We start from the raw sequence: 14,380 nt of genomic DNA on the forward strand, positions 1-14,380 counted from the left end.
AGTCGGGACGTCTGCCGATCTCTCTGCCGATCTCCCCACTTTCGGGATGGCTTTCACGCCTGCGGATGGCTTGCAACCCATCCGCATGCGTGGAACCCATCCCGAGAGAGTCCGCGCCCGAGAGAGCCGGCCCCGAGAGGGCTACCCCCCCCCCGCAGGAACCCGGGCCCCGCAGGAACCCGGGCGCCGCAGAAACCCGGGCGCCGCAGGAACCAGGCCCCGGGTGCATCGCTCGACCCCGAGAGCGCGCACCTTGGAGAGAGCTCGCTGCGGGGGACGAGCTACTCCGCAGAACCCGCCGAGCCCGAGCCCGAGCCCGCGGTACCCGAAGCCACGGCCGCCGCCGAGCGTTCGCGCTTCTGCTTTCGCTGCACGTAGACGCCCGCGACGATCGAGATGCCGGCGATGACGAAGCTCGTGGTCACCTCGATGAGGCGCGTCTCTCCCGCGAAGAACATGTAGATGAGCAGCGCGGACAGGGCGATGATGACCACCCAGGTGAGCCACGGGAAGCCCCACATGCGGATGCTGCCCTTCGCCGCTTCGTTCGGGTCCTCGCCGGCCGCGACGGCGTCTTCCGCGAGGATCCGGCGCGAGCGGAGCTGGGAGACGGCGATGACGATCCACACGAAGATCGCGACGGCGCCCGTCGAGTTCACGAGGAACGAGAAGACGTACTCGGGGGTCGTGTAGTTGAGGACGACCGAGAGGAGGCCGACGACGGCGGAGGCGAGGATCGCGACGTACGGGGTGCCGCGCTTCGAGACCTTCCGGAACGCCTTGGGGGCTTCGCCGCGGCGGGAGAGGGAGAACGCCATACGGGATGCCGTGTAGAGGGAGGCGTTGAGGGTGGAGAGCAGCGCGGAGAGCACGATGATGTCCATCGCGAGGGCCGCCCAGCCGATGCCCGCCGCGTTCAGCATGGTCACGAAGGGGCTCACGCCTGCCGTGATCTGGTCCCAGGGCAGCACGATGAGCACCACGAGGATCGACCCGATGTAGAAGAGCAGGATGCGCCAGACGACCGAGTTGACGGCCTTGCGGACGGCCTGCGCCGGCTGCTCGGATTCGCCGGCGGCGATCGTCGCGACCTCGGCGCCGAACATCGAGAAGATGACGGGGAGGAGGGCAGCCAGGATGCCCGCGACGCCGAACGGCGCGAATCCGCCGTCTGCTGGTGCGAGGTTGCCGAACGTGGCTGTGTTGTTGGGGATGACGTGCGCGATGAGGAGCGCGCCGACGATGATGAAGATGATGATCGAGACGATCTTGATCGACGCGAACCAGAACTCGAACTCGCCGAACGACTTCACGCTGATGAGGTTCGCGATGAGGAACACGAGCGTGATGATGAGCGCGGGGATCCACTGGGGGACGTCGGGCAGCCAGCCGCTGATGATGACGGCGGCCGCGGTCGCCTCGATGCCGACGACGACCACCCAGAACCACCAGTAGAGCCAGCCGATGGAGAGGCCGGCCCACGGGCCGATGAATCGGGTCGCGTAGGCGGAGAAGGAGCCCGTCTCGGGGGAGATGGATGCCATCTCGCCGAGCATCCGCATGACGAGGACGACGACGACGCCGGCGAGGGCGTAGGCGAGGATCACGGCGGGTCCGGCGGCGAGGATCGCGGTGCTGGAGGCGACCAGCAGGCCAGCGCCGATGACGCCGCCGAGCGCGATCATCGACAGGTGGCGCGGTTTGAGCGTATTCGCGAGGGCCTCGCCCTGCTCGACGGGGCGGCCGTTGCCGCGCTGGTGGCCGCGTTCGCTGAGATCGCGGCCCTTCTCGGTGAAGACGGCCTCGGTGTGAGGCGCTGCTGCGCCTTCGGGAATCTTGCCGTCAGCGCTTGGGGACGTCATGGATCACGTTTCTCCTGGTGAAGGGGGCCCCGGGCGTCACGTGCTCGCTGAGGACTCAGCACGTGGGGGAGGAGCGCGGCGGGCGCCTCGAGGTCGGTACCGAGCAAGGGTAGGGCCCTGCGCGTGTCCCGTTCACCTTGTGTTCATAAGTGACGCGGCGGGGTGGGACTGGGCCCGTCCGGGATGGCGGTGCGCGTCAGCTCGCGGGCGAGTCGCCCGGCAGCATCTCGGGGTCGCTCGGCGCGACGCTGCCGCGCACGTCACGCTCCAGTGGAGTCTCCGACTTGGCCGCGTCTCCCACGTCGACCGTGAACCAGCGGATCGTGACGCCGCAGATGGGTCCGATGAGCAGCGCGAACGCGACGGTGCCGATGCCCACGTCTCCGCCGAGCATCCACCCGATGGCGAGCACGACGACCTCGATGCTCGTGCGCACGATCCAGATGCGCCATCCGGTCACCCGGTGCAGGCCCGTCATGAGGCCGTCGCGCGGCCCCGGGCCGAAGAGGGCGCCGATGTAGAGGCCCGTCGCGAGGCCCAGGGTCAGGATGCCGCCGGCGAGCAGCAGGATGCGCCACCACAGGTCGAGGCCGGGTGGGATGATCCACAGCCCCAGGTCGGCGAAGGGGCCGACGAGCAGCGCGTTCGCGAGGGTCCCGAAGCCGGGCCGCTGCCGGAGCGGGATCCACAGGCACAGCACGACGACGCTGATGAGCACCGTGATGAGCCCGAACGGCAGCCCGGACTGCACCTGGACGCCGAGCGTCAGCACGTCCCAGGGCGAGACGCCCAGCTCGCCGCGCACGATCATGGCGATCGCGAAGCCGTAGAGGAAGAGGCCGACGGTGAGCTGCGTGGCGCGGCGGGGCAGGCGGACGATGGAGCGCATCCGTGTATCTAAGCCTCAGCGCGCGCGGGTATCGCGGTCCACTCCGGAAGAGTGGATGGGTGGGTGCTCCTGCCCGCGTCCGGCCTAGCTGACGGCGCGCACCTAGCTGACGGAGCGCACCGTCGAGCGGATCTCCTCAGCCGAGGCGAGGAACTTCTCGAGCTCGCTCGGCGACATGGGGGTGTCGAGGATGCGCTCAACGCCTCGCGCACTGACGATGACGGGGGTGGAGATGGCGACGTCGTCGATGCCCCACTGCCCCTGCAGGAGCGTGGAGACGGGCATGATGGCGTGCTCGTCGTTGACGATCGCCTCGGCGATGCGCGCCCCGGACAGGCCGATCGCGTAGTTCGTGGCGCCCTTGCCCTCGATGACCTTGTAGGCGGCGGTGCGCACGTCGTTCGTGATGCTCTCGAGCGTCTCCTCGGTGAAGGGGCGCTCGCCGTCGCGCTCCCAGTCGAGGATCGGCACGGGCCCGATCGTCGCCTGCGACCACAGGGCGAACTCGCTGTCGCCGTGCTCGCCGACGATGGTGGCGTGCACGCTCGTGGGGGCGAGGCCACCGGCGAGCTTCGCGATGATCCAGCGGAGGCGGGAGGTGTCGAGCACGGTTCCCGAGGAGATGACACGCCCCGGCGGCAGGCCGGAGATGCGCTGGGCGACGACCGTGAGCACGTCGCAGGGGTTCGTGACGAGCACGAACACGGCGTCGGGGGCGAGCTCCACGAGTCGCGGCATGAGCGACTCGAGGATGCCGACGTTCACGCCGACGAGGTCGAGCCTCGTCTGCCCCGGCTTCTGCTTGGCACCGGCAGTGATGATGACGACGTCGGCGCCGGCCACGGTCGTGATGTCGCTCGAGCCGGTCATGACGCTCGAGCCCGTGAACTGGGTGCCGTGGGCGAGGTCGAGCACCTCCGCCTCGACCTTCTTCGTGTCGATGTCGTAGAGCGTGATCTCACGCGCGACACCGCGGATGAGGCAGGCGTACGCGAGCGAGGTGCCGACGCTGCCGGCTCCGACGATGGCGACCTTGGACTGCTTCTGCACTGGCATGGTGCTTCCTTCCACGAAGCCTCCGCGACGGAGACGCTGACTGAGGAGACCGTCACGGGCAGACGAACGCTGAGCAACGCGGCGTCGACCGTCGCTTCGGTCGGCAACGCTCTGATCGTATGGGCGCGGCCCGGCGCACTGCGGCGTGTCGCGGCGCGGCTCGGGTTGGCCCGAAGGTGCGCTGGTTACGCTCGTTCGCATGCGCATCCCGTCGGAACCCAGTGAAGAATCACGGCACGACGGCGCGACTTCCCCGAATGCCGGTGCGAACGACCGTGGCACCGGTGCGAACGACCGCGGCGATGGCGACCGCCGCGCTCGCGGACTCGAGGAGGTCGACGCCAGGCGGGTGCAGCGCGCCGATTTCGTGAAGCAGGTGCTCGCGAAGCGCGACGGCGGAGCGGATGCAGACCCCGAGTCGTCCGTGTCCGCCTCGAGCGAGTCGGCGCTCCCGGGGGCCGGTTCGCCCGCCGGGCAGCTCTCGCCGGACGAGACCGTGACGGTGGATGACTCGATCGTGCGTGCACTGCGCGCAGAGGGCCGGACGGCCTCGAGCGACCGGGACGCCGCGAGCGACGGTGCCGATGGCGTGGGTGTCGCCGGCACCGCTGGTCCCGACGCCGCTGGTCCCGTCGCAGAGCGCACCGTCGCCGTCGACGACTCGATCGTCGCAGCCCTGCGAGCCGAGGGGCGCACGGCGACGGGCGACCGCGACGCGAGCGACGCGTCCCGAGCCGCATCGCGAACAGCGGGCCCCGCAGCGCCGGGGACCCCGCCCACCTCGGCAGAACCAGCCGCCCCAGCGCGCAAGGCTCCGGTCGACGCCGCCCCGCCCACCGCGGCGATGCCCGTCGTGACGCAGCTCCGCGACGTGCCCGTCTCGGAGGCCCTGCCCGCGGCCCTCGCGACGCTGCGCGGCTGGCGCGAGCAGCTCGCCGCCTCCGACGCGCAGCGCGCGGCCGCAGTCGAGGCCGCCTCGAGCGCCAGGGCGAGACGCCGCGCCGACACGACCTCCGAGCTGGATCGCGTGCTCAGCGGACCAGACGGAGCAGACTTCCTGCGCTCCCTCATCGACGACGTCATCCGACCCGACGACGCCATCGCAGCCGGCAACGGCCTCGGCGACCTCGCGCCGAAGCTCCCCGCGAGCCTCTCGCCTGGCACGAAGCGCGCGTTCCAGCTCGGCGCCTTCGCGGGTCCCGGCGTGCCGTGGCTCGCAGTCCCGCTCATGCGCCGCGCCACGTCGGCGTTCTTCGGCGACGACACCGTCCGCAACGTGCCCGCCGAGATCTCCGCCGCCACCGAGCGCGCAGCCTCCAGGGGAGCGGTGCCGCGCATCCGCCTCCTCGGTGACGCTGTGCTCGGCGAGCGCGGCTCGAACGCGAGCCTCGAGACCTACACGCAGCTGCTCGCCGCTGGTCAGGTTCGCGAGCTCGAGCTGCGCGTCGCGGACATCGAGGCGCAGCCGGCCCTCTGGGACTTCGACGGCACCCTCGAACGGGTCGTCTTCAAGCTCGCCGCGCTCGGACGCGCGGCGCTCACTGCCCCGACCCCGCCGCTGATCATGCTGCGCACGCAGTCCTCGGCCGACCTCGAGCTGACCGTGCAGGCGTTCATGCGCGCCTTCGAGCAGGAGGAGCTGCGCGGCCTGCACGTCGGCATCTCCCTGCCGGCGCAGTTCCCCGAGACGACCGGCCTGCTGCGCCGCATCGGCGGGTGGGCGCACATGCGACGCGAGGACCTCGGCTCCGACATCACGGTCGCCATCACCAGAGACGCGAACCACGAGCTCGAACGCGCCGACGCCGTGATCAACGGCTGGCGCCTCGCGACCTACGCGTCCGAGGCCGACGTCGACGCCAACTTCGCGCGCCTCCTCGACGAGGCTCTCGCCATCGACCACGCCGCGGCGTTCAGGGTCGAGGTCGAGGCGGATGCACTCCGCGACGTCGCGCTCGCCGCGGCCATCGCGAAGGCGCGAGGCCTGCCGAGGCCGGTGCGCGTCGTCGTGCCGCGATCGAGCGACGAGGCGACGCTCGGTCGCATCCGCTCGGCAGGGGTGGAGGTCGTCGAGCGAACGCCCGTCATCACGGGCAGCACGCAGCGCCACGCGGCCAGCTATCTGCAGCACCGGGTGGACGTGCGGGCCAGGCAGCTCGGGGCAGACCCAGCCGAGGGCGCACCCGCTGCCCCTGCCGGCCTCCCGGCCGACGCCGTGCATCCCGACGACGAACGCCTGCTCAGCGCGACGGCGCGCATGCGGCAGATCGATTCCGGGCCCAACCGCGAGCAGGACCGCGTGCTCGCGGACGACGCCGCGACCGTCACGGCCAGCATCCAGCTCGAGCTCTTCCCCGAGGGCCTCTTCGAGGACGAGGAGCCAGCGGCCGAACGGCCCGCGCGAGTGAAGAAGCTGAAGCCAGCCTCGAAGCCCGTCATCGACGACGAGGAAGAAGTCACCGAGAACCCTGCCGACACCGGGCCGAGCCCCCGCCTCACCGAGGTGGTGCTCGGCCTGAAGCGCGGCAGGCTGCTGCGCAACACGTTCAGGAACGCGCCGGGCACCGACCCTTCGCTCGCCAGCAACCGCGAGTGGCTCCTCTCCATCCAGCGCCGCGTGCCGCGCAGCGAACTCGGCATCGACGAGGTCGAACGGCACCTGCTGCACGAGCCGGGCGACGTGGATGCGCTGCTCTCGCGGGCAGAGCGTGCGGCCGAGCCGTGGGCACAGAAGCCGGGCTGGGAGCGGGCAGCGGTGCTCGAGAAGGTGGCGAAGGCCCTCGAAGCGAACCGGGCGCGACTCATCGAGGTGGCCGTCTCCGAGACGGGGACCCCGCTGCCCGACGTCGACGCCGACGTGAGCCGCTGCGTCGACCTCGCGAACTACTACGCGCACCTCGCACGCCAGCTCGACCGCATGCAGGGGGCCGACTTCGAACCCGTCGCGGTGACCGTCGTCACGCCCTCCTGGGTCCCGGCAGTCGCAGGCAGCGCAGGCCACACGGCGCAGGCGCTCGCCGCCGGCAGCGCGGTCGTGCTGAAGCCGTCGCCTCGAACGCGCCGCACGGCGGCGGTCTTCGCGGAGGTGCTGTGGGACGCGGACATCCCGCGCGACCTCGTGCAGCTCGCGATCTGCGACGAGAGCCTCCTCTCCGACGAGCAGCTCGGGCAGATGCTCATCACCGACGACCGCGTGCAGCGTGTGCTGCTCAGCGGCAACTGGGAGACGGCCCGCTCGTTCCTGCGCTGGCGTCCCGACCTGCCGCTCATCGCCGCGACGAGCGGCAAGAACTCCATGATCATCACGCCGAGCGCCGACCTCGACCGGGCCGCGCTCGACGTCGCACGCAGCGCGTTCCTCAGCGCGGGACAGCGCCCGGGGCATGCGGGCACCGTCATCCTCGTCGGCTCCGTGGCCCGCTCGAAGCGCTTCCACGAGCAGCTCGCCGACGCCGTCGCCTCCCTGCGCATCGGCTACCCGAGCGACCCCGGCGCCGTCGTCGGCCCCCTCGTGTCCCCGCCGGACTCGCAGCTGCGCTTCGCGCTCAGCTCCCTCGGCGAGGGAGAGTCGTGGCTCGTCGAGCCGAGGCAGCTCGACGACACCGGGCGCCTGTGGTCGCCCGGCATCCGCGCCGGCGTGAAGCCAGGGAGCTACCAGCACGTCACCGAGTTCTTCGGTCCTGTCCTGAGCGTCATGCACACGCTCACGCTCGACGAGGCGATCCGCCTGCAGAACTCGACCCAGTACGGGCTGACGGCGGGCATCCACTCGCTCGACCGGACGGAGATCGCCGAGTGGCTGCGGCGAGTGGAGGCCGGCAACCTCTACGTGAACCGCGACATCCTCGGCAACACTCCCCAGCGTCAGCCGTTCGGCGGTTGGCTGCGCTCCATGGTCGGCACGGCGACGAAGTTCGGCGGCCCCAACTCGCTGCTCTCCCTCGGCACGTGGCGTCCGAACCACGGCGAGCAGTCGCAGACGCTGCACCTGAGGGGCATCGACGAGCAGGCGACGGCCCTCATCGAGTCGGCGGCTCCCTTCATGGACTACGAGACCTTCGACCGCCTGCGCCGTGCCTCGCTGAGCGACCAGATCGCCTTCAACGAGGAGTTCGGGGAGGTCTCCGACGTCTCGAATCTGGGGTTCGAGCGCAACCTCATGCGGTACATCCCGGTGCAGGCCACGATCCGTGCCGCCGAGGACGCGACGCTCGCCGACCTCATCCGCACCGTCGTCGCGGCTCGCATCGTGCGTTCGAAGCCGCTCATCACCTCCGGCATCGAGGTGCCAGATGCGGTGCTCGCCGAACTGCAGGCCCAGAATCTGACGGTGCGGCGAGAGACGGATGCGGAGTTCGCCGAGCGGGCGAGGGCCGGCGGCATCGAGACGCTGCGCGTGCGCCTCGTCGGCGGCAAGCGGCGTGAGTTCTGCGACGCCCTCGAAGGCGATCCGGACATCTCCATCTGGTCGGATGAGGTCACGCCGGCCGGTCGCATCGAGGCGCTCCCGTTCCTCCGCGAGCAGGCGATCTCCATCACGGCGCACCGCGGCGGGCATCCGGACCTGCGCATGCAGCAGCTCTTCCCGTACGAGCAGACGTTCGATCCGGACGCGCCCATCACGCAGGGCCCCACGAAGTCCCGCGGGTAGGCGCGCTGACGCAGCGGGCAGCGATGCAGGGGTCAGCTGCCCAGCTGCCCAGCTGCCCAGCGACGCAGCGGACTCCGGGGCGTGGGTGCTCCGGTCCGCGGGGCTTCGCTGTTGGTCCTGCTCGACCGTCGGCGCCGCCGCTGTCCAACATGAGTGCAATTTCGGTGTTTGAGGCCAGTTGGAGGGGGTGGGGCGCTGTTTTTGCACTGATGTTGGTCAGTGGCGCCGGCGAGGGAGCCTGAGATGCGCCGACAGTCGGCCTTCGCCGTGCCGCTAGCCGCGTGGGTCTGCTGTTGGTCCTGCTCGACCGTCTGCGCCACCGCTGTCCAACATGAGTGCGATTTTGGCGCTTGAAGCCAGTTGGAGGGGTTGGGGCGCTGCTTTTGCACCGATGTTGGTCAGCGGGGTCGACGCTGCCGCTTCCGGACTTGGCAGTGCGCCGTGAAGCTGCGCAGCGCCGGTCAGCGGAGGCGACGCTGCGCGGGGTAGCTGCTGCGCGTGGCGGCGGGATGCGCGGCTCGCGAGGGTGCATCCGCTTCGCCTACGATCGGGCGCATGTCTGCCGATGTCGCCGGAGCGCCAAACACCCTGCACGCACTCGAATCTCTGCACCGTGAGCTGCCGGGACGGGTGGTGACGGACCCGGCGGCGCTCGAGCCGCTGCGCGTCGATCGTTCTGGTGTCGTCGCCGCTGGCGTACCGGTGGCGCTGGTCGAGGCGGAGTCCGTCGCGGATGTGCAGGCCGTGTGCCGCATCGCGAGCGAGTTCGGGGTGCCCATCGTCACGCGCGGGGCCGGAACCGGCCTCGCTGGCGGGGGCGCGGGCGGCGCTGGCGAGATCGTGCTGTCGACGCTGCGCATGAACCGGGTCCTTGAGATCTCGGCGGCGAACCAGCTGGCCGTCGTGCAGCCGGGCATCCTCAACGGCGCTCTCAACGAGGAGCTCGAGGGGCACGGCTTCTGGTGGGCGCCGGACCCGGCGTCGAAGCACATCTCGTCGGTCGGCGGCAACATCGCGACGAACGCTGGCGGGCTGCTGTGCGCGAAGTACGGGGTGACTCGCGAGGCGGTACTCGGTCTCAAGGTCGTGCTCATCGACGGCTCGGTCATCGACGTCGGCCACCGCACGGTCAAGGGGGTCACGGGCCTCGACCTGTGCGCGCTCATGGTCGGTTCGGAGGGCACGCTCGGCGTGATCGTCGAGTGCACGCTCAAGCTGCGTCCGCTGGTCGATGGGGTCGTCCCGACGATCGGCGCGTACTTCCCCGACGTGGGGAGCGCGGCCCGCGCCTCCGCGGCGGTCACCGCGTCTGGTATCCAGCCGGCCATCATGGAGCTCATGGACGGGGGCGTGCTTCGCGCTGTCTCGGCGTACACGGGTGTCGACCTCGCGTCTCACGGCGACTCGTACCTGCTCATCCAGACGGATGGGGCGAACGCGGTGGCGGAGGCGGAGGGCATCGTCGAGGTGCTGCGCGCCAGCGGCGGAGCGGCGGAGATGACGACGGACCCGCAGTCGGCGCTCACGCTCGTGGATGTTCGGCGGCAGGCGTACGCCGCGAAGGAGGCGCTCGGGCAGGTGCTCGTGGAGGACGTCTCCGTGCCGAGAGACCGGCTGCCAGACATGTTCGCGAAGATCGACGAGGTCGCCGCCCGCACCGGGACGACGATCGTCACGGTCGCGCATGCGGGCGACGGGAACCTGCATCCGACGTTCATCTACGACCGGGCGGAGCCTGTCGTCCCGCAGGCGGTGTGGGATGCGGCCGACGAGCTGTTCACGTACGCCATCTCGATCGGCGGAACCCTCACGGGCGAGCACGGGGTCGGTGTGCTCAAGCGGCAGTGGCTCGGTGCGGAGCTCGGCGAGCGTCAGTATGAGCTGCAGCGCGGCATCAAGGGCCTCTTCGACCCGAAGGGGCTCCTGAACCCTGGCAAGGTCTTCGCCGAGTAGCGGGCAGCGCGCCGCCCGGCCGCGCACGTCTGCGGCTCTGCAGCCCACGCGGTCAGGTTTCGAGATGAGTTCCACGCTTCGGGATGGGATGCAAGCCATCTGCAGGCGTGGAACCCACCCTGAAACGCCGCGTCGAACGGGAGGATGCGTGCGGCAGGCGGACGCCACCCGTCCGCGCCCGGACGCCCGGCCCGCCTTGCCCTGGCCAACATCCGTGATGATTGGCCGCTTCGCCGCTTCGGGAGGCGGTCTCGGCCGGAACGATCACGCAAGCTGGACGCGCGCCACCCCAGGAAACTCCTCGATTGACGGGAAATTCTGCGGGACCCCGGGCGTGCCGTCCAGGCGAGCGCTCCGCGAAACAAGCGCGTCACATTGCGTCCACTAGTCTCGGGGCATGGGTGACCTCTTCGACGGCTACAGCCAGGCTCTGACCAGGCAATCCCAAGCGGCGCTGTCGCCGCCATTCGACGAGATGTTCATGGGGGAGGCGCCAGAGGGCGAGCTCGATCCGCGGCGCACATACCGAGATCTCTACGACGTCCTCTCGGGGATGACGCAGGAGCAGATCCGGCACCGCTCCGACTCGCTCGCCGACTCGTACCTCGCCCAGGGCGTCACGTTCGACTTCGCCGGCGAGGAGCGCCCGTTCCCGCTCGACGTGGTCCCGCGCGTCATCGAGCGCGCCGAGTGGCAGAAGACGGAAGCCGGCATCAAGCAGCGCGTCCGTGCCCTCGAGGCGTTCCTCGACGACGTGTACGGCGACCAGCGGGCCATCGCGGACGGCGTCATCCCCGCGAGCCTCATCGCCTCCTCGGTGCACTACCACCGGGTCGCGAAGGGCATCCGCACGGCCAACGGCGTGCGCATCCACGTGTCGGGCATCGACCTGATCCGCGACGAGCACGGCGAGATGCGCGTACTCGAAGACAACGTGCGCGTCCCGTCCGGCGTCTCCTACGTCATCTCGAACCGCCGCGCCATGGCGCAGACGCTCCCTGAGCTGTTCTCGCGCATGCGCGTCCGCCCGGTCGGCGACTACCCGAACCGCCTCCTCGGGGCGCTTCGGGCCTCCGCCCCAGACGGCATCGAGGACCCGACGGTCGTCGTCCTCACCCCCGGCGTCTACAACTCCGCGTACTTCGAGCACACGCTGCTCGCGCGCCTCATGGGCGTCGAGCTCGTCGAGGGCCGCGACCTGTTCTGCTCGGGCGGTCGGGTGTGGATGCGCACCACGGCCGGCCCGCAGCGCGTCGACGTCATCTACCGCCGCGTCGACGACGACTACCTCGACCCGCTGCAGTTCCGCCGCGACTCGATGCTCGGCTCGCCCGGCCTCATGATGGCGGCGCGCCTCGGCAACGTCACGATCGCGAACGCGGTCGGCAACGGCGTCGCCGACGACAAGCTCGTGTACACGTACATGCCCGACCTCATCCGCTACTACCTGTCGGAGGAGGCGATCCTGCCGAACGTCGACACGTGGCGCCTCGAGGAGCCGGACGCGCTCGAGGAGGTGCTCGACCGCCTCGACGAACTCGTCGTGAAGCCGGTCGACGGCTCGGGCGGCAAGGGCCTCATGATCGGGCCGAGCGCCTCGAAGACGGAGCTCGACGAGATGCGGGTGCGGCTGCTCGCCGACCCGCGCGGCTGGATCGCGCAGCCCGTCGTGCAGCTCTCGACCATCCCGACGCTCGTCGACGACGGGATGCGGCCGCGCCACGCGGACCTGCGCCCGTTCGCCATCAACGACGGCCACGACGTGTGGGTGCTGCCGGGTGGCCTCACTCGCGTCGCCCTCCCGGAGGGACAGCTGGTCGTGAACTCCAGCCAGGGCGGCGGGTCGAAGGACACGTGGGTGGTCGGCGCCGAGCGGAGCTTCTCCAAGCCGCAGCCGCACGGCGTCGAGGAGCTCCTCGACGACCAGGCCGACGTGTCGGAGACGCCGCACCCCGTGACGGGCGTGCTGCGCGTCATCCCGCACCGCCAGGACCACATGCCGCAGGACGCCCCGAAGCGCGGCGACCAGCAGCAGGTGCAGCAGCAGACGCAGGGCCGTCAGCCGCAAGCCCAGTCGCACTCGCATTCACAGTCAGAGCAGGTGCAGCAACAGCAGCAGGCGCGCGCTGAAGCGTCGCCGGCAGCCGCATCCGCCGGCAAGAACCCGAAGGGAACGGACGCATGCTGAGCCGTATCGCCGAGTCGCTCTTCTGGATCGGCCGCTATGTGGAGCGTGCCGACGGCACCGCCCGCATCCTGGACGTGCACCTGCAGCTGCTCCTCGAAGACCCGTGGGTCGATGAGGCGACGGCCTGCCGCTCGCTCCTCAGCGTCATGGGGGCGGCGGATGTGCACCCCGACACGGAGCTCACCCGCTCGGACGTCCTGAACCTCCTCGCGGTCGACCGCTCGCAGCCCGCATCCATCGCCTACTCGGTGAACGCGGCCCGCGAGAACGCTCGCCGTGCTCGCGAGATCGTGTCGACGGAGCTGTGGGAGTGCCTCAACGCCACCTACTCGCGCATGCCGTTCAGCGTGCGGCAGGAGAAGGTGCACGACCTGTTCGCGTGGGTTCGCGAGCGTTCGGCGCTCGCGGTCGGTGTCGTGAACTCGGCGGCGAGCCGTGACGACGCATACCAGTTCATGATGCTGGGGCGTTCCCTGGAGCGTGCCGACATGACGGCGCGGCTGCTCGCGACGCGTTCGCTCACCGAGGCCTCCGGGGCGTCGTGGACGACGATCCTCCGCTCGTGCGGTGCGTACGAGTCGTACCTGCGCACGTACCACGGCATGCCGTCGGCGGCCAACGCCGCGGAGTTCCTGCTGCTCGACCGCCTGTTCCCGCGGTCGATCCAGTACTCGGTGTCGACGGCCCTCTCGAGCCTCTACGACATCCAGCCGCGCCACGAGCGCGGTGGCCGCGTCGGCGTCACCGACCAGGCCCAGCGGCTCCTCGGGCAGATCTCCTCTGACCTCGAGTACCGCCCCATCCACGACACGCTGGCCGACCTGCCCCGCTACATGGATGGTGTGCAGGACGCGGTCTCCCGGGCTTCCGAGGCGATCCGTCAGCGCTACTTCCCGTCGATCACGGCACCGAGCTGGGTGGGAGACAACTCATGAGCCGCATCCGCATCCGCCACTCCACCGGTTTCCGGTACGAGGGCGACGTCACGACCTCATACAACGAGGCCCGCATGCTGCCGATGGCCAACAACGGCCAGTTCGTGCTGTTCGGGCACCTCGATGTCACGCCGCATTCGTCGACGCACAACTACTCCGACTACTGGGGCACGAAGGTGACGGCGTTCGAGGTGCTCAACCCGCACTCGGAGCTGTCGCTGACCGCGTCGAGCCTCGTCGAGGTGCGCCAGCGGCCCGAGGCGGGTCAGCTGTCGCTCAGCTGGGATGAGCTCGCCCGCGAGCGGCTGCGCAGCGTCGAGCTCGTGGAGCAGACCGCGCAGACGCGACTCACGATGCCGCCCGACGACGTGAAGGCGCTCGCCGCTGAGGTGAAGGGCGCCAACGCCGGACCCGCGTCCACCGCGATGGAGATCCTCCACCTCGTGTACGAGGCGGTCGCCTACGAGGGCGGCGTGACGGGTGTCCGCACGACGGCGGCCGAGGCGTGGGAGCACAAGCGCGGCGTGTGCCAGGACATCTCGCACATCGCACTCGGTGCGCTCCGTGCGGCGGGAATCCCGGCGATCTATGTCTCCGGCTACCTGCACCCGCGGCCGAACGCCGAGATCGGCGAGACGGTCAGCGGCGAGTCCCACGCATGGATCGAGTACTGGGACGGCGAGTGGCGCGGCTGGGACCCCACCAACGACATCCCGATCGGCGAGCGCCACGTGCTCGTGGGCCGTGGCCGCGACTACAACGACGTGCCTCCGCTGCGCGGCGTGTACGCGGGCCCGTTCTCCTCGCAGCTGTTCGTGAAGGTCGACATCACTCGAGAGGCGTAGC

8 protein-coding genes are annotated in these 14,380 nt (G+C 70.4%); 5 read left to right on the forward strand and 3 right to left on the reverse strand.

The genetic code is table 11. From position 1 onward, the window contains the following. Window positions 1–281: 281 nt before the first annotated feature. The 3 genes from C5B99_RS16875 to C5B99_RS16885 form a co-directional block, all read right to left on the reverse strand. Window positions 282–1,862, reverse strand: a complete 1,581-nt coding sequence (locus C5B99_RS16875; RefSeq protein WP_104244222.1) for an amino acid permease — start codon at window positions 1,860–1,862, stop codon at window positions 282–284. A 196-nt stretch (window positions 1,863–2,058) separates the two neighbouring features. After that, window positions 2,059–2,751: a YitT family protein gene (locus C5B99_RS16880; protein ID WP_104244224.1), complete on the reverse strand. Its 693-nt coding sequence runs from the start codon at window positions 2,749–2,751 to the stop codon at window positions 2,059–2,061. A 102-nt stretch (window positions 2,752–2,853) separates the two neighbouring features. Continuing rightward, the gene (locus tag C5B99_RS16885; RefSeq protein WP_104244226.1) at window positions 2,854–3,807 is read right to left on the reverse strand and encodes an L-lactate dehydrogenase; all 954 of its coding nucleotides are present in this window, start codon (window positions 3,805–3,807) and stop codon (window positions 2,854–2,856) included. Between the two features lie 199 nt (window positions 3,808–4,006). Between C5B99_RS16885 and C5B99_RS16890 the strand changes: the two genes are divergently transcribed. The 5 genes from C5B99_RS16890 (at window position 4,007) to C5B99_RS16910 (ending at window position 14,379) form a co-directional block, all read left to right on the forward strand. Then, window positions 4,007–8,458 (forward strand): proline dehydrogenase family protein, encoded by a 4,452-nt coding sequence (locus tag C5B99_RS16890; protein ID WP_104244229.1) that lies wholly within the window; start codon window positions 4,007–4,009, stop codon window positions 8,456–8,458. Between the two features lie 555 nt (window positions 8,459–9,013). Then, window positions 9,014–10,411: an FAD-binding oxidoreductase gene (locus tag C5B99_RS16895; protein WP_104244231.1), complete on the forward strand. Its 1,398-nt coding sequence runs from the start codon at window positions 9,014–9,016 to the stop codon at window positions 10,409–10,411. Between the two features lie 397 nt (window positions 10,412–10,808). After that, window positions 10,809–12,599 (forward strand): circularly permuted type 2 ATP-grasp protein, encoded by a 1,791-nt coding sequence (locus C5B99_RS16900; RefSeq protein ID WP_104244233.1) that lies wholly within the window; start codon window positions 10,809–10,811, stop codon window positions 12,597–12,599. Further along, the gene (locus tag C5B99_RS16905; RefSeq protein WP_104244235.1) at window positions 12,593–13,534 is read left to right on the forward strand and encodes an alpha-E domain-containing protein; all 942 of its coding nucleotides are present in this window, start codon (window positions 12,593–12,595) and stop codon (window positions 13,532–13,534) included. Before C5B99_RS16900 ends, C5B99_RS16905 begins: the two co-directional genes overlap by 7 nt. Then, a complete protein-coding gene (locus C5B99_RS16910) occupies window positions 13,531–14,379 on the forward strand; it encodes a transglutaminase family protein (protein WP_104244237.1) in 849 nt (282 codons plus the stop codon). Before C5B99_RS16905 ends, C5B99_RS16910 begins: the two co-directional genes overlap by 4 nt. Window position 14,380 lies beyond the last annotated feature (1 nt).

The sequence above is a fragment of the Pseudoclavibacter sp. Z016 genome (assembly GCF_002931215.1).
Taxonomy (GTDB): domain Bacteria; phylum Actinomycetota; class Actinomycetes; order Actinomycetales; family Microbacteriaceae; genus Pseudoclavibacter.